The following is a 16,033-nucleotide window of genomic DNA, read 5'->3' as shown; positions in this document are numbered from 1 at the left end:
GATCCGAACGGAAATTTTTCTCCTCAATGGAAATCTCCGCCCTTCTTCCTTCCTTGTAATAAAACTCATGGTTCGCGGTATTGTTGTCATAGCTTACACTGAGTACAGGGGCAGTTTTATCCACGGTAAAGTCCAAAGCTGCCTGAGTACCCTCTGCATAGACCAGGTCTTCCATGGCATTTCCGGCCAAGTCCTCTCCGGTGATGGAAAGCTGATAATCTCCGTCCTTATTGAAGTAAATACGGCTTTCCCATCTGGTGCTGTCTCCGCTTCCGGAAACCTTTTGGAAGGAATCCCTTTCCACCTCCAAAAGCCTGCCGTCCTTTCCTCCCGCCGGGTCTGTAATCAAAATCTTGAAGGCATCCTGGGAGAAGTTTCTCTCCTCTACCGTAATGGTAGCCGTTCGATTTTCTTTAAAATAAAACTCATTTTCCACACGATTGTTGTCGAAAGATAATGTGACCCTTGGTTTTGTAATATCAATGCTGAGACGCTCTTCCTTTACCGTTTGGTTTCCGGCATTGTCCACTGCCTTGATTTTCAGTAACACGTCATTACTGTTGTTGTCCTTAGCCAAAATCGTAAGAGCATGAGCATCATCATAGGACTTCTTTAAGTCGTTTAGCTGAGGCTCCTCCTTGGAAAAATGATAGAGAGAGCCTGCCTGGGTTTCTATACCGTCTCTGTAAACGGTATAGCTTACATCCTTTAAACCGGCATAGCTGTTTCCGGGGCTGGGCTCCGTTACGGAAATGCCTACCACCACATCCTTCTTATAGAGGCCGTTCTTCTCCTCTTCCTTAGGCAAAGTAATGTGAATTTCCGGATTCTGCTGGTCTAAAATTACCCCATCAGAGCTTAGGTAATACTGGTTTCCGGCCATATCCTTTAAGTGGACATAGGTAATAAAGGTCTCGTTGGGGGAGATTTCCTTGGACCAGTAACCGTCCTTTACTTCGCTTGTAACATTCTTAAAGGAAGCGCTGGCCTGCAGGTCTGCAAGGCTCATCTTCTCCCTTGTCCGAAGAACTTCCACCAGCCCGACACCGCTTAAGTTATCCTCTGCCTGTAAACGAATAACCTGCTTCTTATTGCTGAATCGACCAAAGCTGATACGATCCAGGAGCTTAGTCCAAAGGGTTCCATCCTTGGAACGATCCCAATCGCCGATCTTCAAGGCACCTGTGGGGGCTTTTCTATCCACCACAAAATCAAAGGCCGCCTTGGTCTCTCCTACTTCGATGGGAGCATTTTCATTGCCTGCCAGATCCTTTACCTTTAGGCCAAGATGATAAATGCCGTCTTCGGTAAACTCTACCAAGCAGGTATATTTATTTCCCTCTTGTGTCCAGCTCTCCGAGTTCTTCAAATATGCTGCATGATTCCTTGCGGTAGATACCGGATTCCCCGCCTTGTCCTTTACGGAAAAATCTACCTGAAGAGAAGAGAAATCCAAGTGGGCATCCTCGATTTCGATTTTTCCCTTTCTGACTTCTCTAAAGTATTTCTCATTGGCTAAGCCGTCATTGGATAAAGTCAGCCGAATCTTAGGCGGTGTTTTATCCACAACCAAAATGTTGGAGGCACTGGCCTTTCTTCCGGAAAAATCTGTGGTATGTAAGTTCACCACATATTTACCATCTTCACTTAAGGAAAGCTCCGCCTTATTCAAAGTGGAATCGGAAGCCTTTTCCTTCTTCCAGCTTATATTGTTCGGCCGTATACTTCTTTCCCCTGTTCCGGAAGAAAGGCTGCTGGAACTTGCCACAGCAGTTCGCCCCTCCACCCTATCCGGGGTAAATATATAAGAAAGATCGGTGGCTGCCGGATTAAAGTTTTCTTCCAGCACATTGGCCTTCAGCTTAACATCCTTGGCAAAGTACCGTACCTGTCCACTTTCGGAAGAAGGGTCAAAGAAAATCTTGGGATCCGTCGTATCCACAGTGACTTTCAATCCTCCTTCTGACAAGCCATAATCCTTATCCCATTCTATAGGATTCCCGGAGGGATCCTTATAGTTTAAGGAAAGTCTGTAATGCCCTTCCTCAGAAAAATCAAACAGTAAAAGAGGATTGTCCATGGAAGTTGGTGGCGAATACCGAATGAAAGACTCTTTTTTTCTATCCAGTAGATTTCTTTTTCCATCATCCAGGATACCGGTATCTTTCTTTAGGGAATAATGCTCTTGACCATCAAATAGTGCCTGATAGCTTGCTTCTTTTTCTTCTCCATTTCTTCTTCCATAAACCTTCAAGGAAAAATCCTTATCTTCAGGGAAGAAATTTCTTTCTTTAATGTTCAGGCTAAGATGTGTGCCATCTTGAAAGTAATAATGCCCCCCTACCTCTTCAAAAGTTTGGTCATATTCCAGATTTCCCTTAGGCTTTACTGTATCCAAAACCAAAACTCTATCTGTAACTTGTTTACTACTTTCATTGCCTGCATTATCTACTGCATAGTATCGAATTCTTCCTCGAAACTGCGGATTCAGGGGAAACTTTACAATCACCTTATTACTATTATTTATTTTTTCAAATCCCTCTTTTCCTTCTTTCATTTCTATCCATTCCCCCCGAGTTTTTCCTTCCTCTTCAAGGCGATAATGAATGGCGGAAACCTGAGATTTTGCATCCTCTGCTTTCAGCTCTATCTCCAGTGGATCTTTATAAAAGTCATACTCTCTAATGCTTTTTATTTTTGTTTCCTTGTTCTTGGAATCTACAATAGAGGAAAGTTGAGGGGGAGTACCGTCAATCTGAAAATCCTCCAGTTCTCCTCCAATAGAAATCTTTCCGTTTTCATTGCGCTTTAGAAAAATTTTCTGTCCTTTTGTGAGAGAAGCATCTTCTTCGAAAGTAAGCTTATTCTTCCATTCACCGGAATCCTTCCAAGAATTGCTAAGGGAAATGCTATATCCATCCGGGGCTGTGTATGTTATGCTTTTATACCAGCCCTTCGCACTTGGAAGTTCATCTTGCTTTACTGTGATGGAATTTTCATAGTATACCTCTACCTTTGCTACAATCTTCTTTGATTCATAGCTTTTATCCTCCGATGCCGGTGCCGTAGCTGAAACTATTACCGTTCCAATTTGCCCATCCTTAAACTTAAGAATACCGTGTTCTTTGTCTAAGTCCGCAATCTGTTCGCCTTCCTCCAGTTCATAGATTACTTTTCCTTGTGATTTTTGCCCAATCGTTTTAAGGGAGAAACTATGGTCTCCACTCCCGTCTATATTTGTTAATCCATAAGGAATTTTATACTCATATGTTGAAACATCATTATCTTCTGCAATTCCTACCTGATACTGAGTTGAGGCAAATCGAAAGCCACTTTGGTTGCCGGGTTTAATATTAATTGTGAAATCATCTGTAAAAGAGCTATAAGGAACCCCGTCTTTATACCAAGATGAAATATGAGCTATAATTTGCACTTTCCCCACTTTATTCATCAGAATTTTTTTATGATCAGGGGAAAAGACGACTATATTATTTTTTCTATCCTCATCACTTGCATATTCATAAGTAACTTCGCCTGCTACTTCTTCAAATACATGGGGTAGTACTTCTCCTCCATTATCTCCGAAATGAAAGTCTTCGTTCCGATTACGAAAATAATTCCCTGCATATTTCTTTCTTGCCGGCAAGTCTCCTTCCGCAATTAAATCACTATAATTTTCATCACCGGGGATTATTGCAAAAACTTTATATATTCCGGGTTCTTCTATTATAAAATTTGTATGATTTTCTATACGTTGTCTTTGTTTCTTAGAATCCTCAAGATAATACTCTATCTCACGAGGAGGGGTTTCACCATCATTGTAAGTAGCGTTAATACTGTACCTTAAAGATTTCTCATCCTTAAATACTTGCTCCGGTATCTCCTCTATCTTTAGCTTTCCGGGCCAAACCGGTTTCTCTTTAAATGTTAGCAGGATTTTATTTGCCTCTCCTGTATCATTTCGATCTACCTCTCTTTTTCCATCATTATATTCAATAAGCCGTTCAATAGAAATGCCCTTATAAACACCACGAAGATTCAGTAGAATAGTATAACCCTCTTTAAAATACGTTGGAGAAATTGCATGAGTTACTTCTCCGGAGTCATCGGTCTTTCCCTCATAGGACCAAGCCAGTATCAATCTATCCGATGGACTAAGTTTATTGCTCTCTGGTTTTTCTACTATTTTATTTACTTCCTCTACGCTTAATGGTCTTATTTCTTTTGTTGTTTCTTCTTGAAATATGCTACTATCACTTACTCTTCCATTGGTTCCGGGGGAAGAGTCGCTTGCTTTTTCTCCATTGTTATGGATGTCCGGTATAAGATTGGAAGATGCTTCATCCTCCGGTTCTATTTCTTCCGTGTTTCTTTCAACATCCCTTTCCTCATTATCTCCATGGAAAAATACCAGCATATCAAGCTGTAAAGAACCCTCTCCTCTTGGAATATTCTTTTGATCTTGGTTTTGAAATTGAATAGTGATCTTATTCTTGTCAGATTCATTTGCCTCTACTTTCCATTTTACCGGAAACTGAAAGAGAACTTGCAGTATCACAAGACACAAAGCAATTATTCTCTTTCCTCGCTTTCCCAAGATTAAGCCTTTCATCTGTAAACTCCCTTTCTCTGAAAGCAGGAAAGAGGATAATGCTCTTTCCTGCTTTCAATCTTTCTTCTACCTAATACTATTTTATCTTTTCCCTAAAATAGTTTCTTCGCAAGCCTTTGGATTGATTACAACCCTACTTCTTATGTTGCACTGCTCCATTCACTACCCATCTTCCTTCCGAATCTACGGTAAAACCATCGGGGGTAGTGGTGTTTCTATAAAGGGCTCCTTCATTCTGTCCTTGAGGGGCTAAGTAGTAGCAGTTTCCGTCAATCCACTGCCAACCGGTGAGCATTCTGCCTTTCCATCCGTCAGAGTTTGGGAAGAGGTAATATTTACTGCCATTTACCTCTACCCAGCCTGTAGCCATATAGCCGGAATCCAAGAAATAGTACCAATAGGACTTTCCGTTATAGGCTTCATAGCCCCAGCTATTCTTCGGATAGCTTCCGTCCGGTCTTTTGTACCACCAGCCCTTTTCATCCTGTATCCACTGTCCTCCGGATAGGGAACGATCTACACCAAGTACCTGTCCGGTCAAGCTACTGCTGACCTTAAAGCTTCCGGAACCGCCGCTGGAACTTCCCCCTGATCCGCCGGAGCCGGAAGAACTTCCTCCGGAACCTCCTGAGCTTCCGGAATTTCCAGAACTATTGTTGGATGGATTTTCTATTTTTTGGGCATCAAAAAAAGGAGAGGTTATTAATGGTACAGGTGTTAAATCAGCTTCAGGTTCCGCAGGAATCTCCGTAATATATAGCTCATTGTTGACATAGAATTCCGTTCCATTCTTCCCATAGTTATCATCCGTTCCCTTTACCAAAAGACGATACTTGTCTATTTTGTAATTTTGTTGAAGCAAGTATGAAATCTGATAACGTCCCGGAGTAAAAGCCTTAGTCTCTTTTATATTTGGGACATGTCCTATATAGCCATCCTCAGTATGAACTCTGGCCAGTGCTAGACTCCATTGATCTAAGTTGTTGGGATAGCTATTGTAAGGATTTGTGAAAAATAATGGATTTTTATCCGGTGTAATCTCTGTACCATCCGTTAATACTATTTTTTCGGTAGACAAGGTAGCCCTCTTCATCAAGTCCCCTACATGAACATTGTGAATATCAAAGCTGGACTTTAGATAGACCTTGCTGATTGTCTTTTGGGCTTCTACTGTGAATTCCTTACTTACCAGAAGGTATTTTCTTCCCTTAGCACTATCCAACTCTAATGGTAATATCTTATCAATTTGACGAGAATTGTTCGCAATATGATAATAATACTTTGTTGTAGTGAAATATACTGCAGTTTTATTATACGAATCTTCATCATCATCTCTAAGCATAAAATATAAATCGGATCCTTTTTGTATCTCAAATATATATTTATAACGATAGACGCCGGGAGTATAGTAGCCCAAGTTATAGACTTCCCATTCCTCATTCACTTTTTTCTCTACAATTCTGTTCGGCTGGATATGTAGTAAGCTGAAATCTTTTGGTACTCCATCTTCTTGTACTGAATAGCCCAGTATATTAATATCTTTGTTACGTATTACTTTCATATGGTCTCTGGCAGCCACATCAGCTGTATTAAATTCTACTGTAACGGACATAATTCGATTTTTCCTATCCGCCTTTTCTTCCTCATAACTAGCATAGCGGGGAGGATCTGCCAAGGCTCTTCTACTTCTGCTTAATGGAGTGAGAATCTCTTCTGCAGCTCTGTCCGTGCCACCTAAGGCTTCTGTAGAAAAGGAGGATTCCTCTTCTGCCTCTTCCTTTTCCTTATCAGAGGCTTCCATTTCCTCTACAGCTGAAGAATCTTCCGCTGTGTCTTTCTCTGCGTCTTCCTCCGCAACAGTCGCTGTATTGGAAGCTGTTTCTTCTGTATTTCCCACTTCTGACGCACTCGTCTGATGGCTTTCTTCCTGCTCTAAAGGAAGAGCATAGGCGAGGGTGCTACTCGCACCTACTCCCAGTACAAAGCTAAGTCCTAAAGCCAGCATGTTTTTTCTTCTCATCTCCATCGTCCTTTCTTATTTCTTGCCATTTCACGATATAAAATTATACTATATTTCTATCCATTTGTGGAAATTTTATTGTTTTTGCACTGCTCCATTCACTACCCATCTTCCTTCCGAATCCACTGTAAAACCATCGGGAGTAGTGGTATTTCTATAAAGGGCTCCTTCATTCTGTCCTTGTGTGTCTAAGTAGTAGCAGTTTCCGTCAATCCACTGCCAACCGGTGAGCATTCTACCCTTCCAACCGTCAGAGTTTGGGAAGAGATAATATTTGCTGCCGTTCACCTCTACCCAGCCTGTAGCCATATAGCCGGAATCCAAGAAATAGTACCAGTAAGACTTTCCATTATAGGCTTCATAGCCCCAGCTGTTCTTCGGATAGCTTCCGTCCGGTCTTTTATACCACCAGCCCTTTTCATCCTGTATCCACTGGCCTCCGGATAAAGAACGGTCTACGCCAAGTACCTGTCCTGAAAAGCTACTACTGACCTTAAAGCTTCCGGAACCACCACCGGAACTTCCTCCTGAGCTAGCGGAGCCACCACTTGATCCACCGGAACTACTGGAGACAGCTTTAGAGGCAGAACCGGAATTGCCTGTATTGCCGGAATGATTTTCTTTCTTCTCTACTTTTACCGCATCGAAGAAAGGGGATGTTATTGATGTAATAGTTGATATATTATAAACGGGAATAACCCCATAGACTTTATAGGGCTCATTATTTACATAAATCTCTGTACCTTGGCCATAAGGATCATCAGTTTCCGACACTAAGAAACGATAGTTATCAACTGTATAATAAGGCTGTATTACATATAGTACCTTATAACGGCCTTCCGGAAAAATTGTGTCTTCTTCCTGCGTAAATCTGAGATTTCCGTTTTTTCCCGCTTCATTCGGATAGCTTTCCAAATAGAGTTTATACTGATCCAGGTTTTTGGGAAAATCATTACGAAAATTCATAAGAAAAGGCTGTGGCAAATCCTTAGACAGAAGCTCCGTACCATCTTTTAAGACAACCTTCTCCACTTGAAGTGTTGCCCTCTTCGTAGTATCACCAACCTTAACATTATGGATGTCAAAGCTGGAACGGAGATACACTTTCGTCATGATCTTTGCTTCCTTCACGGTAAAAGATTCACTTTCCAAGGTATAATATTTATATTTTGCATCTTCCCGTTGCGTAGCTTTCAAATTGTCCTGATAATAACTATGTGTCCCTCTATGATAAAAATACCTTTCTTCAATAGAAACTCTTGTATAAGTAAGTTTTCCGTCTCCGTCCTGTTCAGCTATTGGCAAAAGATAGTATGGACTCTTTTTTCCTTCAGCCAGTGTATATACGTAGTGATACTCTCCAGGGGTAAAGTAGTTGAGATTGTAAGGAACCCACTGATCATTTACTTTCTTTTCAACTTCCCTCTCCGGGAGAATTTTATAAAGATCCTGGCTAGGATTGTTGATGACTCCAACTTCTCCTCCTCTTAAGGCAATACCTGTTACATTTACCTTTTTATCCCGAAGCACTCTCATGTGATCTCTTGCGGGAAAATCCCAATCTTCAAATGAAACAAGCAAAGTTACAATCTTATTATCAAGTGGTTTTGTCACTGCAGCACTTCTAAACCCTGAATATCCGGAGGTCACTATCGTAGATTCTGTTTCCCTTATACCTTCTGTAGAGTCCTCTGTAGACTCACTCTTTCGCTCAGCAAGTTCCTCTGAGTCTTCCGCTTCAGTAGTCGACACTTCTTCCTCTATAGATGCGCTTTCCCCTTCCACAGCAGTCTCTTCCGGAAAATCGTCTAATCCTTCTACAGCACTTGCTGTTTCAAAGCTATTTTTTTCAGAGCTTGTTTCTACCTCCGGTACGTAAGAATCCTTCGTATCTATACTATCCGCATAGCTTGCAGGGGCAAAAAGCCCTGTGCAAAGTACTGCACTCAGTCCTAAAGCCAGCATATTTTTTCTTCTCATTTTCTTCATCCTTTTTCCCTGTTATTTTCCAATGTATTCTTACACTATATTTTTTTCTTTAGGAGAATCTTTTACTTCTTTCTATAACAAACTATAAAGCTCTATCCAAATCTATAATGATTCTGTTTCCATACTTATTTTCATACTTATTTTCATACGTACTTTTATACTTATTTTTATATTTATTTCTATACATATCTCTATACCTATTGTTGCACTTATTTATACGCTTATTTCTTTATATAGTTTCAGGGAAAGGTTAAAATTTCATGGTAGTAGCCTTTCCCTGATGGGAGAAAGACACATTTTCCAACAAGATTCCTGTTCAGGCAAATGCTTACTTATCCTGCTATGTCTTCTCCCTGATTGGTGCCTTAAGCTTTACTACGCCTGAACGAAGAGCTTTGCTCTTTCGATTCTAAGCTTCGTAATCTTTCTTATTGCACCCCATATTCAATTTTTCCTTCGGCTTAGTTAGCAGTGCTGTTGATGAAGGTAGATACCTTCTGGCCTACCAGCTCCAAAAGTTCCTTACCTACTGTCTTAAATGCACTTGCCAAGAATACAGCTACTGCAATAAGAATCAGCATAGAGATGAAGTTTGTGTCTCCGTTCTCCTCATGGAAGAAACGATCTAAAGCCTTCTCTCCGCGAATTTTTGTTGCCAAAATCATGTCGTCAAGTCTGGTCATAAAGACTCCTTTCTCTCAGCGAGACACCGATTCGGTGCTCTTGTGTGATAGTGTTTGATATTTATTGAAAAGTAACCTAAGGCTACTACCATGAACGACTTAGTGCTTAAAGCAAGAGGAACTGGAACTCTTCGTTCCCCAGACGAATGCTTGCCTTGTCCTGTAAGGGAAGCTCCACATTGCTTACGCATTGCTGTCCATTTAGGAAGCTATGGTTTGTGGAATTGTTATCTTGCAGAAAATACTGTCCGTTTCTGCTGATAATATTGGCATGGCTTCGGCTGATGGCCTCATTGTCATGAATCACATAATCCACAAACTTTTCTTCTTTTCCCAAACGGAAAATGTTGCCTGTAATAGGAATCCTTTCCCCGTTCTTAATCCGGAGTAGATATGGCTGCTTCGGTGTGTCCGGTGCCTTGGTATAGTTTAATACCGAGGTTTCTTCCCCTCGAAAGCCACTATGCAAAACCGTGGTATCTCCGAAGTTTCTTCCTCCATTTCCTACAGCTTCTTGCTGATTAGAAAACAGGGGGCTTGGCTTAGCCGGCTGTAAAGTTCCCTTCGCTACCGAAGGATTGCTCTTCGGGATATTCATCCCGGAACCGACCGAAGGATTGCTCTTCGGGATATTCATCCCGGAACCAATCGGAGTACTGACTTTGGGATTCCCTGCGAAATTTCCTTGGCTATTTACCGGGGCATTGGGCAAGCTTTTTATCCCGGGCAGTTCCTCCCCCGGCTTGTCTTTTCCGGACTCCTTTCCGGGAACCTGGAAGGAAAATCCTCCGGAAGCCGGTTTTTTCGCCTTCGGAGCAGCAGAAGCGGTTTTCGACTTTCCTCCGGGAAGATTGAGGGAGGCAGCGGATTTTTTCTTTCCGCCCTTCTTCGCCAGTTCAATCTTCTTTAAGGCCTCTTTTCTTGCCTTCAGCTGTTTCTGCTGTGCCATATATTCCTTGGCTCTGTTGTTGTTGTAATGCTGCAAGAGGTAGAAAAGAGAGATTCTTTCTTCCTTGGGAATATCATCCGGTACAGGAATATCCGGAATGGCTTCCTCCACTGCATTTTCCTGCTTAAGAGCTCCTGCAGGGGAGAGGGAGGATTGCTCGAAAAAGCTTGCCGCCATGCCCCCTACGGAAGAATTGGCAACGGCATTTCCGATTTCGGCTACGCCCTGCTGCAGGCTTTCCTTTGCTGCCGGAGCAAGGGGTGTTCTATCCTTCTTTCCTTCCCGTTCCATCTCTGTCAACAGGTTCAAGAAATCCAGTGAAGAAAATACCGGAATGCTGTTTAAGTAATTCAGGATTCTGGTGACATAGCTTCCCTCCTCCGGATTCTCAAACTGTGCCTGGAACATTACAGACTTCAGGAATTCTCTCTGATCCTTCTGCTCTTTCTCATTTTCCACCGGAAGGCAGATACACTCCGTCTCCCCGGTGGATACATCGGTATAAATCTGGTTCAAATCCAAGAGGATGCAGGCCGGATCCAGCATATATTCCTCTGCGGATACCATGGCCTCCGTGATTCCCTTGAAAATCCCCATAAAGCTTTGCTTAGTTACCGGCCGGGCAAAGAACTGGTTTGCCGTAATCTTTCCGGTAATGGTGTAGCGGATAAAACGCTGTGTATCCATCTGCATATAGTTGGTAGAGGCCAGTCCCTTGGCCTTGTTGCTGGTAAGCATATTCAGACTGATATTGTCCAGCACATCCTCTTCCTTGAGCTGATAAACCAGAAAACTGCTGGCTCCTTGGTTTTCGTATTTGAATTCTTTCATACTATTGCTCCTTTTTGCTTACTTTTCTCCCCACATTTTGGCTTTGGCACTCTGGGTAATATCCATCTTTTTCTTTCCGAACATGTCAAACCAGACGCCCATTTTATATGTGACGGTAAGGGTAACATCTCCTCCTGAACTTTCGACCTTGAAGTTCATGCCGTCCAAACCTCTCTCTACCCCGAAGGCTTTCAATTTTTGATTTGCCTTGGAGTCACTGGTGTCTCCGGTCAGGTAGGCTACAAAACGTCTTTTGGCATCATCATTTCCCATACCCAGGGCGGCACCCATGCCTTTCTTTTTTCCGGCATACCAGTCGTTGGGGCTGGAAAAGTATTTGCTGGAAAAGAATCTTCTGTAGCCGTCTTGAATGAGGTCGCTAAGGCTTCCCCAGAAGCCGTTGGCTCCGTCCAGGCCCGAGGCAATCTGATTGTTGGCATAGGAATCCATGCCCAGGCTGGTTGCGGATTGTACCAGTGCGTGTGCGATTTGGTTTTGGGCGTTAAACACAAAGAAGAATCCGTTTAATGCCATAAACAAAGCGCAAAAGATAGGAAGAATGATGGCTGCTTCTATGGTTACCGAGCCTTTTTCCGTATTCTCTCGTTTCATCTTTACTCCCTTCTCCTTTAATACGCCAAATCCTTTTGCTTTTCGTATGGGAAGCCTCCGGTAAGCGTAGGAGATAAATTCATAAATATGTTCAGCTTGTATTTGTTGTCGGAATGTACACTGGTGTAAGCCTTGTTGATGTCGAAATCAAAGTCCTTCTTGTGCTTTTCCTTGGCTTCCAGCTGAATGAGGTTCTGCATCCGATCTGTATATTGATCGTAGGGGGTGCATAAAATCATCAAAATAGCGCCGTGGGCAGTGTAGTCCAGCGGGAAATAACCCATCTCGTTTTTGTCATTGGTTTTTCCCGAGCCATCCTGTCCTCCATGCTTGGCAGGATCATCATGGTACACGGCTACTTCCGTGCCGGTGGAGCTACCTCCCCCTCGCTCCCTTTCAAACATCCCACCTAAGGTTGATTTCTGATCATCACTTAAATCCAGGATTCCGGCCATGTCTTGTGCCAAATGGGGTAATCCCTTAGTGGAAAGGTACGCCGTGGTCTTGAAAAGCACCTGGGTTCCTCCATTTACCAAAATTACCATATCCAGGAAGGGTTCCAGTAAGAGGAAGATGACGGTGGCTACAATTCGTACCGGTCCCAAACCGGAAAGTGCTTTCAGGATATCCGAGTTAAATACCGCATAGCAATCTACCATCAGGCGAAGCATATAGCCGTCAAAGAAGGCGCCGGCCTGGGCAGTGTACTCGGAGTTTGCACCGGTAAGCATATATTCCAGTTCCGCTCCCTTAAACATCGGATCCGATCCGGAATTATTCCCTAAAGAGGCGATGTCGCTCATGGCACCCCCTTTTCCACCCTTATCCGATCCGCCTGCCAGGCTAAATACCTTTTGGAAGCTATATCCGGTTAAAGTGGATCCTTTCTTATAGGTCGTTCGATTCGGCAGGTTGTATGCCGCGTAGCCATATAAGAGGAAGGCGTGATAATACTCTTGGTAGTTCACCAGGAACTTCGCCAGATTGATAAAGTGCTCTGCCATCCAGGTTACCAATCCCGCTAAAAACTTTGCCAGATTAATCAAGAAGCTGGCTAATTTTGTAACCATTTTGAAAACATTCGGAACTCCGTAGCAGGCATCCGCAAAATCTATCGCATCCTGTAGCATCCCTGCAAATCCGGAAGCCGTTAAGAGGGTTGAGGTATCAAAGGAGCTGGTATGCGCTAATAAAGCCGGATTAATATTGGAGTCCAAGCTGTTGTCATAAAAAATCTTCATATCCATCAGCTTTTGTGCCAATCTTCCGACGGCAATAACTTCCTTGACTCCCTCTTGGTCCGCAGTCGCTGATTTGTCTAAAATATCTACCAGCTTATCCACATACTTAGCCACGTCCTCCTTAAAGCCCTTCATTTCTATCTTTCCTAAAGGAGCGGAGGATAATTCCGCCATGGAATGACCGGAAGCGGTGAAGGAGCTCAGGGCAGCGGCCTGATTGTTTAAGCTTGTTTTTTCCGCCTCCACAATGGCATCGATTCCTTTTTGAATCTGTTGATTGGCAAAATCTTCCGTGGCCTTATGCATTTCCTCAAACCACTTATAGGCATCCGTTCCTATGGTTTCCGCCCCTTCTCCATCAGGAATTTCCCCATCTGCGGCAGTTCCTGTTGTTGCCACCTCCGTGCTGCCATTCGCCGGTACTGTGGCTACCTCTGTACCGGTGCCGTTGCCTGCTGCAGGAATTGTAGCAATCTCTGTACCGGTGGAAGCTGCGCTCTCCGTTGCCGCCTCTTTGCTTTCCTCTTTCTTTTTCTTCGTGGCCTCCTTCACTTCACTAAGGTCTTTTTTCACCTTTTCCATCTTTTCCTTTAAATCCTTGGAGGCATCATAAAGGTTTCCAAGACTGGTGCTAAGCTCCTTCGTAGCGGTAGCCAGCTCTCTGGCCGCTGCATCCGCTGCCGCCTCTGCGGCGGGAAGACCTTCCTCCTGCCCGCTGTTTCTGATGGATTCAACGGTTTGCATCGCCGTTTGAAAGGCTTGATATTTTGTTTTGTAATTCTGACATTTCTCCTTGAAGTCCTTCGCCTTCTCCTGAAAATCCTTGACACTGTTAATCATATCCTTGGTGTCATTGGCATAGCCTACCGCCTTGTTCGCCACTTCCGCTCCGGCGTTCAGCTGCTTCATTCCGGGAAGACCGTCCAGCTTCTTCTTAATACGATCCAGGTCGAAACCGTCCCACATGGCCTGTGCCATAACCGTATATTCACTGGCCTCATAAATCTGCTGCTTCAGGATGGAGGCGCTACCCAGACTATGCTGTCCGGAAGCCTCCATACTCTGTATGCTTGCCCCCTTACCCAAAGCATTCATATTGGCCTTCATATAACCCTGGTAAGTGGTATTGACATCATCCTTTTGAGAAATGGAAAGCAAGTCAAAACGCTCTTCCACATAATCATCATAGTGACCTAAAGTTGAATAGAGGGAGCTTCCCATGACCTCCTTCATTAATTCCTGAATACTCTGGATTCTTGCGTACTCTATGAAAATGAAGGTGGACATCAATAGCGGAGAAACCACTAAGGCTAAAAAGATGGATAGCATGCCCTTCGTCCCGTTGACTTTCCTTTTCAGAAAATGTCGTATTGCTTTTCTTTTTTCTTTAAACCATGCTTTCATATTCTTCTCCCCTATGAAAAAAATTTGTTAAGGCCTTTAACCACCTTGTCCACCGTTTCCAATACAGTTGCAAAGCTCTTCACCTTTTCACTGGCATATTTTGCAAGCTTTACGGAATGAACATAATCCAAGGCATCAAAGTCGTTGCAGGCTACCGTCGCATCCAATTGCTTGGTTTCGGAAACGCCGATAAAACGCATTAACTCTCCAAATAAAAATCCATAGTTTTTGTGCATGGTAATTTCAATATGATGTCTTCCGATATCATCGTTGGCACGTTCTACCTTAATATCCACCTCACCCTTTGACTTTGCCAGGCTCACATTGGTGAGACGATTGTTCAGAAAATTAGAGGCTCTGGAATTTGCCGCATCGATTCGATCTTGCTTTTTCCCCATAATCCAAAGGTAGCGATACACCCCGATATTCGTAATATCTTCTTCACTCACCAGATTCAAATCCTTCTTGGCAGATCCATACTTGTAATTCTCCGCCACAACCTGCGCCGCCTCATTGGCCGTAACATGGAACATGACATTTTGGTAAAGGTACATACTAAATCCGATAAAGAACACCAGTATCAGAATGCACAGCAGCATACCGATGGACCATTCAATCATGACGGTGCCATCTTCCCCTTTCTCTCGAAATCCCTTTCTCATCTTGACTCCTTTTCCTTACAGAAAATCCTTCTCCTTCGGTACCGAAGCTTTTCCCTCCGGCACCCTCTTCAGCACTTTTCCTACTGAAGCTTTTTTCTTCGTAATAACGCTCTTCTGCGAAAGCATTATTTTTCGTCGTAATACTGCTTTCTACGGAAGCTTTACTCTCCGTCGTAGTACTGCTTTTCTCCTAAGATTCCGAATACATCCTCAAAGTTTTTGTCCAGCCAGGAATCCTTCACAACATAGAAATTGCCCTTTCCGGTGGAAGCAAAGGAATCCGGAAGCACCTTTAAATTTTCAATTTCCTTGGGGAAGTAATAAGAATCCACAGGATCCGCGGCAAAGGCACCGCTGCCGATTTCCTTTAAATTCTTGGGCATGTGAACTTCCTTCAGGGACTTACAATCCTGAAATGCCGCTTCTTCAATACTTTCTACGGAATTGGGGATGCTAATCTTCTCCAGTGCGGAACAGTTCAGAAAAGCGGAGTCCGGAATCACCTTTAACTGTTCTCCCAGGAAATTCACTTCCTTTAAGCTGGTGCAGTCTCTAAAGCCGAACCTAGCAATGCTAGTTACCCCTGCCGGAATATCCAGACTTTCCAGGTTATGGTCAGACTGTACGTCGACCTCGGAGGTCTGATTCTTCGGCAGCACAATCTTCTTTACCTTCTTCAAAAGAGTCAGGCCGTAGCCCAGCTGAAAATCGTCATCACTTTCAAAATACAGTTCTTCCAGCTGCACATCATCATCCGGTCCTAAGCCGGAGTCAAAGGACTTTGCCCGCTTGGGAATCACAATCACCTTCTGCTTAGAACCCTCTTCATTCAGATTGGCAATGGAGTCCTCTCCCATCCATTCGAAATAGTCTTCATTTGCCTTGGCATTGGCTTTCTCATTTCCCTTACCGCTGTCTGCCTCCTGCTTGCTGTCTCCCTGAGCACTCTTCTCTTTTCCTCCACAGGCTGAAAGCCCTAAAGCTAAAGCAAGGATGCCTAAACCTAATAGTGTTCTTCTCTTCATTTTTA

General features: G+C 43.4%; 9 protein-coding genes. All 9 read right to left on the bottom strand.

Annotation, left to right across the window (positions count from 1 at the left end):
- The coding region (locus RYL27_RS04065; RefSeq protein ID WP_314965427.1) for a hypothetical protein at window positions 1–4,612 on the bottom strand (4,612 nt) is incomplete at its 3' end.
- A gap of 133 nt (window positions 4,613–4,745) precedes the next feature.
- A complete protein-coding gene (locus RYL27_RS04060; protein WP_314965425.1) occupies window positions 4,746–6,632 on the bottom strand; it encodes an N-acetylmuramoyl-L-alanine amidase family protein in 1,887 nt (628 codons plus the stop codon).
- A gap of 75 nt (window positions 6,633–6,707) precedes the next feature.
- A complete protein-coding gene (locus RYL27_RS04055; protein ID WP_314965423.1) occupies window positions 6,708–8,612 on the bottom strand; it encodes an N-acetylmuramoyl-L-alanine amidase family protein in 1,905 nt (634 codons plus the stop codon).
- 470 nt (window positions 8,613–9,082) lie between these two features.
- Entirely contained in the window at window positions 9,083–9,304 is a 222-nt protein-coding gene (locus RYL27_RS04050) for a hypothetical protein (protein ID WP_314965422.1), read from the bottom strand.
- A 106-nt stretch (window positions 9,305–9,410) separates the two neighbouring features.
- A complete protein-coding gene (locus tag RYL27_RS04045; RefSeq protein WP_314965420.1) occupies window positions 9,411–11,084 on the bottom strand; it encodes a DUF6382 domain-containing protein in 1,674 nt (557 codons plus the stop codon).
- 18 nt (window positions 11,085–11,102) lie between these two features.
- Complete coding sequence (locus RYL27_RS04040) at window positions 11,103–11,696, bottom strand: TadE family protein (RefSeq protein WP_314669704.1); 594 nt, start codon at window positions 11,694–11,696, stop codon at window positions 11,103–11,105.
- Between the two features lie 17 nt (window positions 11,697–11,713).
- Window positions 11,714–14,341 (bottom strand): hypothetical protein, encoded by a 2,628-nt coding sequence (locus RYL27_RS04035; RefSeq protein WP_314965418.1) that lies wholly within the window; start codon window positions 14,339–14,341, stop codon window positions 11,714–11,716.
- 11 nt (window positions 14,342–14,352) lie between these two features.
- Window positions 14,353–15,003: a hypothetical protein gene (locus RYL27_RS04030; protein ID WP_183683687.1), complete on the bottom strand. Its 651-nt coding sequence runs from the start codon at window positions 15,001–15,003 to the stop codon at window positions 14,353–14,355.
- A 161-nt stretch (window positions 15,004–15,164) separates the two neighbouring features.
- Complete coding sequence (locus RYL27_RS04025) at window positions 15,165–16,028, bottom strand: leucine-rich repeat domain-containing protein (protein ID WP_314965417.1); 864 nt, start codon at window positions 16,026–16,028, stop codon at window positions 15,165–15,167.
- Window positions 16,029–16,033: the final 5 nt, after the last annotated feature.

This window comes from Oribacterium sinus (assembly GCF_963537195.1).
Taxonomy (GTDB): Bacteria; Bacillota; Clostridia; order Lachnospirales; family Lachnospiraceae; genus Oribacterium; species Oribacterium sinus_A.
This window is presented reverse-complemented; position numbering and strand designations above follow the sequence as displayed.

Bases quoted from the DNA above. Each gene is read 5' to 3' on its own strand.
- RYL27_RS04030 (WP_183683687.1), bottom strand. From the start codon at position 15,003: ATGAGAAAGGGATTTCGAGAGAAAGGGGAAGATGGCACCGTCATGATT.
- RYL27_RS04045 (WP_314965420.1), bottom strand. From the start codon at position 11,084: ATGAAAGAATTCAAATACGAAAACCAAGGAGCCAGCAGTTTTCTGGTT.
- RYL27_RS04055 (WP_314965423.1), bottom strand. From the start codon at position 8,612: ATGAGAAGAAAAAATATGCTGGCTTTAGGACTGAGTGCAGTACTTTGC.
- RYL27_RS04060 (WP_314965425.1), bottom strand. From the start codon at position 6,632: ATGAGAAGAAAAAACATGCTGGCTTTAGGACTTAGCTTTGTACTGGGA.
- RYL27_RS04035 (WP_314965418.1), bottom strand. From the start codon at position 14,341: ATGAAAGCATGGTTTAAAGAAAAAAGAAAAGCAATACGACATTTTCTG.
- RYL27_RS04040 (WP_314669704.1), bottom strand. From the start codon at position 11,696: ATGAAACGAGAGAATACGGAAAAAGGCTCGGTAACCATAGAAGCAGCC.
- RYL27_RS04050 (WP_314965422.1), bottom strand. From the start codon at position 9,304: ATGACCAGACTTGACGACATGATTTTGGCAACAAAAATTCGCGGAGAG.
- RYL27_RS04025 (WP_314965417.1), bottom strand. From the start codon at position 16,028: ATGAAGAGAAGAACACTATTAGGTTTAGGCATCCTTGCTTTAGCTTTA.